This is a genomic window from Pelotalea chapellei, assembly GCF_018531195.1.
Lineage (GTDB): Bacteria > Desulfobacterota > Desulfuromonadia > Geobacterales > Pseudopelobacteraceae > Pelotalea > Pelotalea chapellei.
The window spans coordinates 14,653-26,625 of sequence record NZ_JAHDYS010000001.1; the positions used below are offsets into that span (position 1 = coordinate 14,653).

Here is an 11,973-nt window from a genome sequence, read left to right on the forward strand (position 1 = left end):
AGTCAGGAAGATATTGGTTCAATGTGCTCGAGAAAAATCGAGTATGCCCTACCCCTGCCGCTGCTTCTCGGCTGCACGCTGCAGAAAGACAGGCGCAGCGGACTTGGATACTTTTGAGAGCTGCTGCAACAGTTGGAAAGGTACCTGCTTCAGGTTGTAGTCTGCTTTGAGGTCATCAATCATACCCATCCAGAGGTGACCGGTCATTTCGGCATCGGCAAGGGCCCGGTGGTGTACTCCATCCGTGGTGAGGCTCTTGTGGCGAACCAGGGTTTCCAGGCTGTGACCGGGGGATTCGGGATACAGGCGGCGGGAAAGCAGCAGTGAACAGGCAAATTCCTGGCAGCGTGTGTGATTGATGCGCTGCAGTTCGGCATCGAGAAAACGGCTGTCAAAGGAGGCATTGTGGGCAACCAGATGATGCCTGGCCATGAAAGCGGCGAATTTATGCATCACTTGGATTATGGAGGGGGCGGCTTGCAGCATTTGATTGGTGATGCCGGTATACTCCTCGATGAAGCGGCTGATTTTCATCCCCGGATTCATCAGGCTCTGGAAACGGTCCACGATCCGATTATTCTCGATCAGAACAGCCCCGATCTCTATGGCCCGATCGCCATTATTGGGTGAAAGACCGGTGGTCTCGAAATCGAGTACCACAACGCTGTAATTACCCATTCCGCTTACTCGTTACAGCATTGCCGCCTACCTTCTTTCCCTGGAGCATTTTCAAGAAATCGATGCTGGTGCGTTCCCGCTTTTCCTGCAGGATGAATCCCCGCTTGAGAACCTCCGCCTCGATCTCTTTCATATGCAAGGCTCCCCAGGGAACAAGCAGGGTATCGTAACGTACCAGGGCCTTGTCAAGATGACGCACCACCGTCATGTTCCTGCGGTGCAGAATGTCGTCCATGATAATCTCGTACATTGCCGGGGTGATGTTCTTCTCTCCCCAGGCGTTGAGCGCCAGAATTCCTTGTATGAACGAGCGGCTCTCCTGCAGGTGCTTTCCGAAAGCATCCAGAAACAGGAGGGTCGGCGATCTGAAATCTTTAAGATCCACATCAGCCCTCAATATGTCGGGAACCGCCTGTCGAACATCTCCCGTACTTTTGGAAAGCGGCTTATCAAGGTCTTTTGCGTCGATCAGCCTGCCCCGAAACCGCATCTCCTGCTGGGATGTCAGCCCCAGAATACCGGCTACTTTGCCGTAATCGATTTTGTTGGTCAGCTTCTGTCCGGTGTCGCTGACTCCTTCGGCCAGTATAAGCATGCGACCTGGCGCAATCGAATTTGCCAATTGGTTATAATAGTCTCTGTCACCCACATGAATCATGCCTGACAGCCGCACCGTCTGGTTATTGCGCCGGTAGACCCTCTCGGACATGTGCAATCCGTCGGGACCAAGGCGCATGAAACCGGAGGTACCTTCGGCCATGTAGGCATCGACAGTGGTAAGTACAACCAGTATCAGCATCATGGGAACCACAACGAGACTGGCAGCGCTGTAAAGCAGGGTATTTCTCAAGCTGAAAAACGGGCCGGCAAATAGTTCCGGCGGCATGGTGACACAGCGTTCCTCCCCCTGCCGGAAATAGCGGAGGGGAAGCATGCCAAGCAGGACCTGCATGATGGAAACGATCAAACCGTAGGTCTTTAAGTCGGCCAGAGCTGGGAAAAGCCATGTAGAGAAAGGGCAGAGCAGTGCAAACAGGATCAGGGGGAGGAAAACACGCTTGGGCAGCCGCCGATCGATGCCGAGAATAACGTAGAGCGGAATGGCAAGAAGGATGACCGAACTGGCCAGCAGTTCTCTCAGGGCGGTAAAGGGCATCAGCCTGGTAAGCAGGATTACAAGCTCATCCACCAGGGAAAAGCCGCCGTCGGCAATAAACAGGATTAAAAACAGGTTGGCAAAAGATCTCATGGAAAAATTCCGGGATAATTAAAATATGAAAGGACGGAAAGCGGACTGGGGAGTCATAAACCGAGCAGGTGTGGAACCCGCCCCTGCATCCATCATGAAGATGTTGCTTCTACCATGGGAGGTTAATAAAGGCAATTCTTTGATTAAAGAGACAGTCTAGCGTCTTGCTTCTCTTAGCGGCTTTTCGGCTCCGCGTGAGAAGTCTTTCAACTGCTCTCTCGCTCGCTTCGCTTAAGACGCTAAGACGCGAAGAAAACCAATCTTTAAGATGCTGTTGAAATACTCAAGATTGTTCAAAAATAGTCAGATCGTCGCACCCGCAGGAAGCCCCGCGGAGGCATGAACTTAATCCGCCGCACACTTTCACGTGTGAAAGTGGACCGCGAAGGCGCCCGAAGGGTGAGGCCACAGGCCGAAGTCACAAGGTGGCTTTCGAGGACAGCGGCGAGATGGCTGTTTTTCAACAACCTTTTAAAGGCTTGGTTTGATGTTCTGGTTCATGCGGAATAGGTTGTTCGGGTCATAAGTCTGCTTCAGCTGAACCAAGCGTTTGTAATTAGCTCCATAGGCCGCCTGGGTACGGTCGGTTTCGTCCTGGGTAAGAAAATTGACATACACGCCGCCGGTGGCAAAGGAAGCAGTGGCATTGAAGAACTCACGCGCCCAGGAAATGAAACGCGTGTCATCTTGTGGCTGCTCCCATCGGCAATGGACATTGAGTACGTATTTGATATTCCGGTGGGCATAGGCGGTAGCTTCCGGTGCCACCCGATTTGCCTGACCGCTGATCAGCCCGATAAAGATCTCGCACTGGGGTCCGGGTAGTCTGCCAGCGTAGGCAACCAGCGCCTCAATAGCACCGTCACTCAGCGTGACAAAATTATGTGATTTCCAATAATTACGCGCCCCGGGTGCAAGCAGTGGATCAAAGGTTTTCTGCCATGCTGTGAAAGGCTGCAACCCGATGTGCTCACCGTAAGGCTGAGCAAAATTACGCAACGGCTCAATGGCGCGCCGTCCCTCCTCAATGTCACCCAAATGAATGAAGGGAAAGACAACAACCATCTTACCGTGAACCTCCGGGGGCAGGAAGGGAAGCGGCGGTGCGTGGCGCATGACTGCCCACACGCTCAACTCCTCCGGGATCTGGTCCACATACTCCTGATACTTTTTAAGCAGGTCCTGAGCCTGATCAAAGGGGAAGACGATCAAACCACTCAATACCTCCGGTCCAACCGAATGCAGTTTGAACTCGAAATTAGTTACCACGCCGAAGTTTCCGCCTCCCCCACGAATGGCCCAGAAGAGCTCCTGATTTTCCTGATCACTGGCCCGCAGCAATATGCCGTCAGCGGTGATCACATCTGCTGAGATCAGATTATCCACTGTCATACCATACTTGCGGGTAAGCCAGCCGAAACCGCCCCCAAGGGTCAGCCCGGCCACACCGGTAGTCGAGTTGATTCCCAAGGGAGTAGCTAAACCGTATCTCTGGGCTTCGTGGTCAAAGTTCGCCAGTGTGGCGCCCGGTGCCACATTGGCTCTGCGCGTCTCAGGATCAACCTGCACTGAATTCATGGCAGAAAGATCTATCATCAAGCCGCCATCGCAGACCGCGTTGCCGGCAATATTGTGGCCGGCACCTTTCACCGAGACCAGCAAACCATGGTCGCGCCCAAGGGCCAGGGAATGCACGATGTCCTCCACAGCAGCACAACGCACAATGATAGCGGGTTTGCGATCAATCATGGCGTTCCAGATGGTGCGCGCAGCGTCATAGCCCGACTCGCCCGGCAGCAGCACTTCGCCCTTTACCTTCGACCTCAGTTCTGAAACCACTTCGCTCTGCAGGCTCACCATACGAACCCCCTTTTCTCGATAATGGACAGCTCTCCGCCTGTCTGCTGCTGATACAAGAAAAGCCGCCCAGTGATGGACGGCTTTCAGATTTTCACCTGTTTCTTCGGTAGCTCGGCTACCTGTTATTTTCATAACCGGTCCATGAGCTTTGTGCCTCTGGAATTTCTTCCAGTTTTACCTTTTCGGAAACAGGCTGATTTAAGTGTAACCCAACATCAGGAGTTGTAAAGGCCCCTCCGCAATTTTTAGCGTCACCCTGTAAAGCACCTGCATTATGTGTGATTCCGTTACCGTAATCGATATCGTTCAGCGCCCGGCTTGCCTGGACTCATGGCGCCTTCGCCAGCCTATGTTAACAGCTCAGTCTTGACCGCTTCATCTATAAAACTTTCTTCAATCGCCTCCCGAACCCATGACTCCTTGCAGCGAGCCAGCACCCGGGCAGCGCTGACATAACAAGGCCAGAGTTTCCATCCCGGGAGCCAGGTCAGGCTGCTGATCCCATACCCGCAGATCTTCCTTGCTGCCGCACCACTCACACGCGAACCCTGCCCGCTTGCCGATCCCTTTGCCAAAGCCGCTGATCTCTTCCAAGCGTTCCTTGTGTGCCAGATATCCTTTTGCCATGTCTGCTCCCATTATTTCGAGGTTTTGAATCTTCCCTTACCCCCTCCCACTAAAAGAGGTAACACTAGCTCCTCCCCCCAGCGGGGGGAGGTTGGGAGGGGGGCGGTTCTGCGGGTGCCTGTTCCCCTGCCCGCTCCATCAGCACCTCATAGATCCTCTGCAACACCGCTTCCAGATTGTTAAAAACATCATTGTTCCAGAATCTCAACACCTGAATACCACGGCACGACAGAAATTCAGTGCGTGCCATGTCTCTGTACTTTGCGTTCGGTTCATTGTGCTGCCCGCCATCAATTTCTATCGCCAATCTGGTTTCATAACAGTAGAAATCGAGAACAAACCGTTCGACAGGATGCTGCCTGCGAAAGCGGAAGCCACTTAGTTGCTTGCGGCGCAGGCAATACCATAGCAGTTGCTCGGCGTCGGTCATTGTGCTACGCAGGGCACGGGCGGATTTGAGTAACGGCAAGGGGACCGGTACGGGAATGAAATGATTTGTAACAGAGACTGTTATCTCCTCTTCTCTGGTCTTCACATCTTCCTCCTGGCTGCTTCTGAACCTGTCCTAACTACCCCTCACCACCTCTTACCTGCGCCCCCTCCCTAACCCTCCCCCGCTGGAGGAGGGGACGAGAAGCAAGCTCCTCACCAAGCTGGGAGGAGGTTGGGGGGCAGTGCGCCGCGTGTCGTGAGCCCCCAAGGAAGATTCAGTTCAACGACACTCCACAATATTGCAAGTACCTGACGTAGCGTCAAACACCACCCTGGCCCGCTTTTCCCGCAACTGCCGCAGCACCTGCTCGATCTTTTGGTCAAGGGTGTAACTCACAGCTCCTAATTCCTCCCACTCTCTGGTTACAAACTCACTGATAAGATTGCGGAGCGTGTCCGGATTGATCCTCTCAAGCGGTATTTCTACCCCTTCTTCCTGATAATCGGTCTGGCGTTGTTGCGTCATGCTGTGATGCTCCTTCATGTTTCTGCCACTGTTTTCTGTCATTTGTTTTCCGCCTGTCTCAACCTTGCTCGGCACTTTAGCACACATTCCTAATGATGGTATGCTTGAACCATGAATTTACAAACCACAGGTTATTCCCTGACAAAACCCGAAAAAAGCTGGATTCTCTACGATGTGGCCAATTCCGCATTCGGCCTGATTGTAGTGACGGTGATCATGCCGATCTTTTTCAAGGAATATGCCGCACGCGGCCTGGCGCCGGAGCTTTCCACCGCCTGGTGGGGTTACGCCAATTCCATATCTTCTTTTTTCCTGCTATGCCTTGCCCCAACCATGGGCGCCCTGGCCGATTATCCGGGTTGGAAAAAACGGCTCTTCACACTGTCCCTGATAATCGGTGTACTGACCACTGCAATGCTCTTTTTCACCGGACAGGGGGAGTGGCCGTACTGCCTGGCCCTGTTCGTGATTGCAAAAACCGGCTGGGCCGGGTCCAACGGGTTATACGACGCTTTCATCACCGATGTCACCGAACCGGCCCGCATGAGCAGGATCTCCTCGTCCGGCTTTGCCTGGGGATACATTGGCAGCGTGATCCCTTTTCTGGTAATCATTGCCCTGATCTTCGCAATGAAGACACCTGACAGCAGCTTCTCCCTGCCACCCATGGCTGCACGTATCGGATTTCTGATTGTCGTGCTCTGGTGGCTGCTGTTCTCCGTTCCCTTGTTGCGAAATGTTGATCAAATACATTTCTGTCCCCCCTCCTCCAGGCCTGTGCGGGAAGGGTTCCGGCGGATTATGACCACCCTGCGGCATCTGCGGGAGTATCGCGACGCTTTTCTATTCCTGCTGGCCTATTTCATGATCATTGACGGGGTCAATACGGTCATAACCATGTCAGTGGCGTACGGAATCGATATTGGCCTCGGCGCTACGACCATGATCCTGGCGATCCTGACCATCCAGATTGTTGCCTTCCCCTGTTCCCTGATCTGGGGGCGACTGTCCGACCGCTTTTCGCTGAAACCGCTCCTGCAGACCGGCATCGGCATTTACTGCATCATCTCTCTGCTCGGCTTTTATCTGCCGTCTCTGAGATCGCTACAGGACCGGACAGCCATGTTCTGGCTGCTCTCAATTCTGGTTGCCACCTCCATGGGGGGCATCCAGGCCCTGTGCCGCAGCTTCTTCGGCAAACTGATTCCTGCGCACCGTTCAGCGGAGTTTTTCGGCTTCTATGCCATCTCCGGCAAGTTTGCAACCATTGTTGGCCCGTTTCTGTTCGGCATTACCGGTCAGCTGACCGGTCAGTCCCGCTATGGAGTGCTTAGCGTGCTTGTGCTGTTCGTGATCGGCAGCATGGTGCTGTCGCGGGTGAGGGAAGTACCGAACCATGAGCAGTGAAATCATGAAGGAGAAGGCCATTCAACCTCTCGACACCATCCGCAACATCGGCATCATTTCCCACATTGACGCCGGCAAAACCACCGTGACCGAACGGGTTCTGTTCTACAGCGGAGAAACTCACAAGATGGGTGAGGTTCATGACGGACTCGCGGTTATGGACTGGATGCCCCAGGAACAGGAACGCGGCATCACCATTACCGCCACGGCCACCACCTGCCACTGGCGGGATTTTACGCTTAACCTGATTGATACTCCCGGCCACATCGACTTTACCGTAGAGGTGGAGCGGACCCTGCGGGTACTGGACGGTGCAGTTGTAATTTTCAGCGCCGTTGAGGGGGTTCAACCCCAGAGTGAATCGGTCTGGCGTCAGGCTGATCGCTACGAGGTGCCACGGGTCTGTTTCATCAACAAACTGGACCGGGTCGGCGCTGACTATCTGGCCACTCTGCGTCAGATGGAGCAGCGACTCAAGGCGCGCCCGGTATTGCTGCAACTTCCACTCGGACATGAAGGGACGCTTGTCGGCGTGATCGACGTGATCAGCGGCGAGACCTTGCGATTTGATGAGCACGACCTGGGCCGCACCGTGCGGCGCGGGGAAGTGCCGACAGAGCTGACAGAAGCAGTGACCCAGGCGCGACTGGCACTGACCGAAGCGGTGGCTGATTTCGATGATACGATCCTGTCCGATTATCTTGACGGCAGAACAGTGGATGATGCCCGGCTGCAGAAAGCGCTGCGCTGCGGCACTCTTGGCTGTCGGCTTTTTCCGGTACTGCTCGGCTCTGCCCTGCGCAATAAGGGCATTCAGCCGTTACTGGACGCGGTCTGCCGGTACCTGCCCTCCCCGCTTGACACCCGGCCCCTGGCAGGTCGCAATCCCACCAGCGGTGAGCGGGAACTTGTCGCCTGCAATCCTGCTGCGCCGCTGCGGGCCCTGGCCTTCAAGGTAATGTCGGACGGAGGACGGATGCTGACCTACCTGCGCCTGTATGCCGGGACAGTCCACCCCGGCAAAGCGATTTACAATGCTAATCGACGTACATTCGAGCGGATCGACCGCTTGTTCCGCATGCACGCCCACCGACGCGAGGAGATCAGTGAAGCGAGCGCCGGCGATGTGGTGGCGCTGCTCGGTTTCCGGACAACCTTGACCGGGGATACCATTTGTGATCGCGACCATCCCCTGCTGCTGGAAGGACTGACTCTGCCGGAGCCGGTGGTTTCTATTGCGGTGGAACCAAAGGGAGTCGAAGATCGTGAGCGTTTGCCGGATGCCCTGGAAAAGCTGCAGTGGGAAGACCCGACTTTTCGGGTGCATGAAGACGAAGAGACTGGCCAGACGCTTCTGACCGGCATGGGTGAACTCCATCTGGAGATCGTAGTGGACCGGCTTAACCGCGAGTACGGGCTGCATGTATCAACCGGACGGCCGCGGGTGGTGTATAAAGAGGCGCTGCGGCGGGAAGTGACGCACAGGGAGAAATTTCGCAGGGATGTAGAAGGGCATGTCGAGGTGGGAGAAGTGTTGCTGCGATTGACTCCCATGCCGCCGGGCAGCGGAGTGCGCTTCATCCTGCCCCCTCCCGGTGCTGCCGGCCCGGCGGGGCTGTTGGCGGCGGTTGAGCACAGCCTGGGCCAGGCCTGCCTGGCCGGCTGCCGCACCGGTTACCCCCTGACCAACCTGACGGTTGAGCTGTTGGAAATACCTTTTGAACCAGGCCTGACCACCGAGACAGGGCTAAAGGCTGCTGCCCAACGCGGAATAACATTGGCTGCCCGGGAGGCCGGTCCCTATCTGCTGGAGCCGCTGATGGCTCTGGAACTGACTGTGCCAGCCGAATACCTGGGCCGGGTACTTGGCAGCTTGCAGCAGAAGAACGGTCAGGTTGAAGGGGTGGTCAATCAGGGGGAGAGCCAGGTGGTGAAAGCGACTGTACCCCTAAGTGCCATGTTTGGCTACATGACAGAATTGCGCAGTATCACCAAAGGAAGGGGAAGCTATACGATGGAGTTTTCACATTTCGAGGCGGCGCCGGCTGAGGTCCAGCAACGTTTCGGACTGATTTGATCACTGGGACAAGGAAATGGCCCATCGAAAATCCAGCTCAAAAAGGCTATCTCACGCAGAGCCGCAGAGTTACGCAGAGAAAATCCCAGAAGCAAAAGCAGTTTTGCCTCACGAAACTTCCTCGAAAAGGCCGGATTAAAGCTTTGTTTAATTTCAGAAGTAAACGTCAAACAGCGAAAGTTTTAGCAAGAGCAGACTTGTCTGCATGTGTCATTGCCTTGATCTGCAGCTCTCTGCTGCTGGCGGAACTGCGGGTATGGCCGGTTTCCAGGTAGACAATCCTCAACGGGCGACGTCCCCTGAAGTATTTGGCCCCGCTCCCGTCGGCATGCTGCCGGAAGCGGCGCTCGGGATCTGTGGTTATTCCGGTGTAGAGCGAGTTGTCTGAGCAGTGAATGATATAAACATGCCAGGTCATTGTTCCGCGTTCCAAATCGGCAGCATCTCTTGTCCGCAGGTTCGTTATCAGAACTGGTATCCCATGAGAGCATATCCGTAGGTGGCTCTGCTGGCGAAAAAATCAATATTTGAATCTACCCGGCTATGAATGATGCCGGCGGAGGTGAACCATTGCTTCCAACCAAAGGGACTGCCCCAGTTGACCAGGGTACTGAAACGGTAACCGAGATCCTGGCGACGCTGGTCAAAGACCGGATGCTCCCGATCATATTCAGCCAATGTGCCGGCAAGCCGGGTCGTTATGACCAGGTTGTCTTTGCTCCAGATGGCGCCTATCCCGAAGGTGCCGCCATGGAAATTGTTGGCGCTGCCGTCGTATTGGCCGCGCAGGTAGCTTACTGACGGGACCAACGACCACTCTTCGTTCAGCCGCCGGCGATAGCTGATATCTGTATCAAGCAGGACCCCGTCGCGGCGCAGCACGCCAGTAAGATCCTCATTGGCTACCCGCTTTGCAGTTCCCTTTATTGCCACGGTGAACGGCTGACCGCCAATTTCCTCCCAGGCTGCCCGCGCGCCGTAAGTGTGCACGGTTGTGTCAACCCGCGGCGTCCCGAATAAATAGGGATTCCTCCACTCGCTGCCGAAAATCGAGTAAAAGAGACCGGCACTGATAGCGCCACTCTCGAGCTTCCGGCGATAGCTAAGTGTGAGCCCCGCCGGATCGTCCACCGCCGTGCCGAATGATATTGCGCTGTTATCCCATGTGTAACGCGTGTCCAGCAGTCCGATCGGGATCAGCCGGGAAAAGGCGCGTGGTCGCTCGTTACCGGCAATCACGCGGTACCCTCGCCCGGACATGTTATCGGCCTGCTCCATGACCAGCAGCCCCAGTCCTGCCCGACTGTTGAATTCCCCGGCCCATGAAGTGCCATTCAACAGCAGGGCCGACAGCAACGCCATTCCTGGCATGGCTCTTCGCAGCATTGATCTCTTTTTCGGTTCAGCCAGCATCACGATCTCCTCATAGCAGATGAAACAACCGTGCCTTTGGTTACTGTTCACACTCCAAGGCCTGCACAACCGGCTTTTCTTCAACGTAGCGACTGACCAGGCGGCGTTCCCAGAAAAAGCGTATGGTCAGAGGAAACAGGGCGGCCATGAAGATCAGCCCGCAGCCAAGCCATTCCAAGGGAGCCAGGCGTTCCCCGAGGACGAAGAAACCAGCCACCAGACTCCAGACCGGGTCGAGTGTGTAAACCAGCCCGGCACGGGTGGGAGTCACATAACGCTGGAAGGCATTCTGCAGGGTGAAACAGAAAACTGTCGGAAAGACGGCGCAATAGAGTATGGTCAACAGGGCCTCGCCAGAAGGGAGAGCGTTGGGCATGGGCAGGGTCAGGGACGCCATTCCGGCCATAAAGGCCACCGTCGCAAACTGCACCATGGAAACCAGATAGACATCATCATCCTTTAACACCTTGGATACCGTGATGATGTGGCAGGCGATGAAAAACGCGCAGACCGTGGAGATCAGGTCGCCCCGGTTGAAACCGACGCCGCCTCCCGTGGCCAGTAGCCAGATTCCGCCGACGGCAAGGGTGATGCCGGCCAGGTTGACCCGGCCGATGCGGTCTTTCCAGACCAGCCTGGTGATCAGCGGTATGAACAGCACGAACAGATTGTTCAGCACGCCGGCACGTGAAATGCTGGTGCCGTTGACGCCGAAGACAAAGCTGAGGTTGGTCAGTCCGAGGGCAAAACCCACCGTGGCGCCCCGCAGGAGAGTGCCCCTGTCAAGCCGGGACAAACGCCTGAAACAGACTACCAGCATAAGCAAAGTAGCCAGGGAGAACCGCAAAAACACGAACATCGGAGGAGGAATTTCACGCAGACCGATCTTGGTGAAAAGGAAACTTCCTCCCCAGAAGAGAGTGGTCAGAATGAGGACAAAATAAATGCGCCCCTGGCTGGGGGATGTGGTGCTTTCTTTCATTGCTGCTGTTCTCCAATATGTACTGCGAGCCAGACCGTCCTTTCATCCGGAGCGGTCCATTCCACGCGATGCCGTTGATGGGCAGGTAATAACAGACAATCTCCGGCCGTCAACCGATGCGGTTCGGGGTTTCCTTCCAGCATCAGCACTGCGCTACCGGACAGAACAAGTATCCATTCATCCCAGTTCTGATCGTACCAGGTGTCCGCCGGAGTGACTTGGCCAGTTGAGACAATCCGTTCGATACGCACAGAACCCGCATCAAGCAGAGTGTCGAAACGCTCTTCTGCAACAAGGCAGGGCAGGTTTGCAAAAATGTTAGTGATACCGGCGATGGAGCATACATATTCTCTGGATGTAAATTTTTTTTCTATCATGTATAATAACCGCACAGAGGAAAGCCTAGCTGTTAAAGGAGGTTTGATATGCCACCACTAATCGAGGTACTGTTAATCATCTTTACGATGCTGGGAGCTTTTTTTCTGGTGTTTGTATTCATGTACCTGCTAGCGCTTTTTCTCTCGCCAATTGAGCGTTCCCTATCCAGAATGATCTGGAATATGAACACCTCTGCGGCGACGACACCGCAGGTGCCGAAGGGATCCTTCAAGGATTTCAGCAGGAAGCATGTACATCGCTGAAGGGTAATGGTTGTTGTACAACCGCTGCACCCGGTACGCAATAAAAAACAGATCGACAGCGGCCGTTCCGAAAGGAGCGGC

The 11,973-nt window shown here is 55.1% G+C and carries 13 protein-coding genes and 1 riboswitch; of the genes, 3 read left to right on the forward strand and 10 right to left on the reverse strand.

Annotated features, from left to right (window positions below):
* Window positions 1-48 precede the first annotated feature (48 nt).
* The 6 genes from KJB30_RS00080 to KJB30_RS00105 form a co-directional block, all read right to left on the reverse strand.
* On the reverse strand, window positions 49-678 hold the full coding sequence (locus KJB30_RS00080; protein WP_214295899.1) for a 3'-5' exonuclease: 630 nt from the start codon (window positions 676-678) through the stop codon (window positions 49-51).
* Window positions 671-1,927, reverse strand: coding sequence for a hypothetical protein (locus tag KJB30_RS00085; RefSeq protein WP_214295900.1), 1,257 nt, complete (start codon window positions 1,925-1,927; stop codon window positions 671-673). Before KJB30_RS00085 ends, KJB30_RS00080 begins: the two co-directional genes overlap by 8 nt.
* Before the next feature lie 471 nt (window positions 1,928-2,398).
* The gene (locus tag KJB30_RS00090; protein WP_214295901.1) at window positions 2,399-3,919 is read right to left on the reverse strand and encodes an FAD-binding oxidoreductase; all 1,521 of its coding nucleotides are present in this window, start codon (window positions 3,917-3,919) and stop codon (window positions 2,399-2,401) included.
* Window positions 3,890-3,976: riboswitch (cyclic di-GMP riboswitch) on the reverse strand. (Overlaps the previous gene by 30 nt.)
* 204 nt (window positions 3,977-4,180) lie before the next feature.
* Window positions 4,181-4,414, reverse strand: coding sequence for a hypothetical protein (locus KJB30_RS00095; protein WP_437179709.1), 234 nt, complete (start codon window positions 4,412-4,414; stop codon window positions 4,181-4,183).
* A 64-nt stretch (window positions 4,415-4,478) separates the two neighbouring features.
* Window positions 4,479-4,949 (reverse strand): endonuclease domain-containing protein, encoded by a 471-nt coding sequence (locus tag KJB30_RS00100; protein ID WP_367618899.1) that lies wholly within the window; start codon window positions 4,947-4,949, stop codon window positions 4,479-4,481.
* Window positions 4,950-5,126: 177 nt separating this feature from the next.
* Window positions 5,127-5,414 (reverse strand): YheU family protein, encoded by a 288-nt coding sequence (locus KJB30_RS00105; RefSeq protein WP_246545393.1) that lies wholly within the window; start codon window positions 5,412-5,414, stop codon window positions 5,127-5,129.
* A 69-nt stretch (window positions 5,415-5,483) separates the two neighbouring features.
* Here KJB30_RS00105 and KJB30_RS00110 point away from each other — a divergent pair, with 69 nt between their 5' ends.
* Entirely contained in the window at window positions 5,484-6,779 is a 1,296-nt protein-coding gene (locus KJB30_RS00110; protein ID WP_214295902.1) for an MFS transporter, read from the forward strand.
* A complete protein-coding gene (gene fusA, locus KJB30_RS00115; RefSeq protein WP_246545394.1) occupies window positions 6,769-8,856 on the forward strand; it encodes an elongation factor G in 2,088 nt (695 codons plus the stop codon). Before KJB30_RS00110 ends, fusA begins: the two co-directional genes overlap by 11 nt.
* A gap of 166 nt (window positions 8,857-9,022) precedes the next feature.
* On the opposite strand, the gene KJB30_RS00120 is transcribed toward fusA, so the two are convergent.
* From KJB30_RS00120 to KJB30_RS00135, 4 genes are read right to left on the reverse strand one after another with little or no spacing between them, the layout of a single operon-like run.
* Window positions 9,023-9,274: a GIY-YIG nuclease family protein gene (locus KJB30_RS00120; RefSeq protein ID WP_214295903.1), complete on the reverse strand. Its 252-nt coding sequence runs from the start codon at window positions 9,272-9,274 to the stop codon at window positions 9,023-9,025.
* A gap of 47 nt (window positions 9,275-9,321) precedes the next feature.
* On the reverse strand, window positions 9,322-10,269 hold the full coding sequence (locus KJB30_RS00125) for a DUF2860 family protein (protein WP_214295904.1): 948 nt from the start codon (window positions 10,267-10,269) through the stop codon (window positions 9,322-9,324).
* 40 nt (window positions 10,270-10,309) lie between these two features.
* A complete protein-coding gene (locus KJB30_RS00130) occupies window positions 10,310-11,251 on the reverse strand; it encodes a DMT family transporter (protein WP_214295905.1) in 942 nt (313 codons plus the stop codon).
* Window positions 11,248-11,628 (reverse strand): cupin domain-containing protein, encoded by a 381-nt coding sequence (locus tag KJB30_RS00135; protein ID WP_214295906.1) that lies wholly within the window; start codon window positions 11,626-11,628, stop codon window positions 11,248-11,250. Before KJB30_RS00135 ends, KJB30_RS00130 begins: the two co-directional genes overlap by 4 nt.
* Before the next feature lie 48 nt (window positions 11,629-11,676).
* Here KJB30_RS00135 and KJB30_RS00140 point away from each other — a divergent pair, with 48 nt between their 5' ends.
* Window positions 11,677-11,892 (forward strand): hypothetical protein, encoded by a 216-nt coding sequence (locus KJB30_RS00140; RefSeq protein WP_214295907.1) that lies wholly within the window; start codon window positions 11,677-11,679, stop codon window positions 11,890-11,892.
* Window positions 11,893-11,973 lie beyond the last annotated feature (81 nt).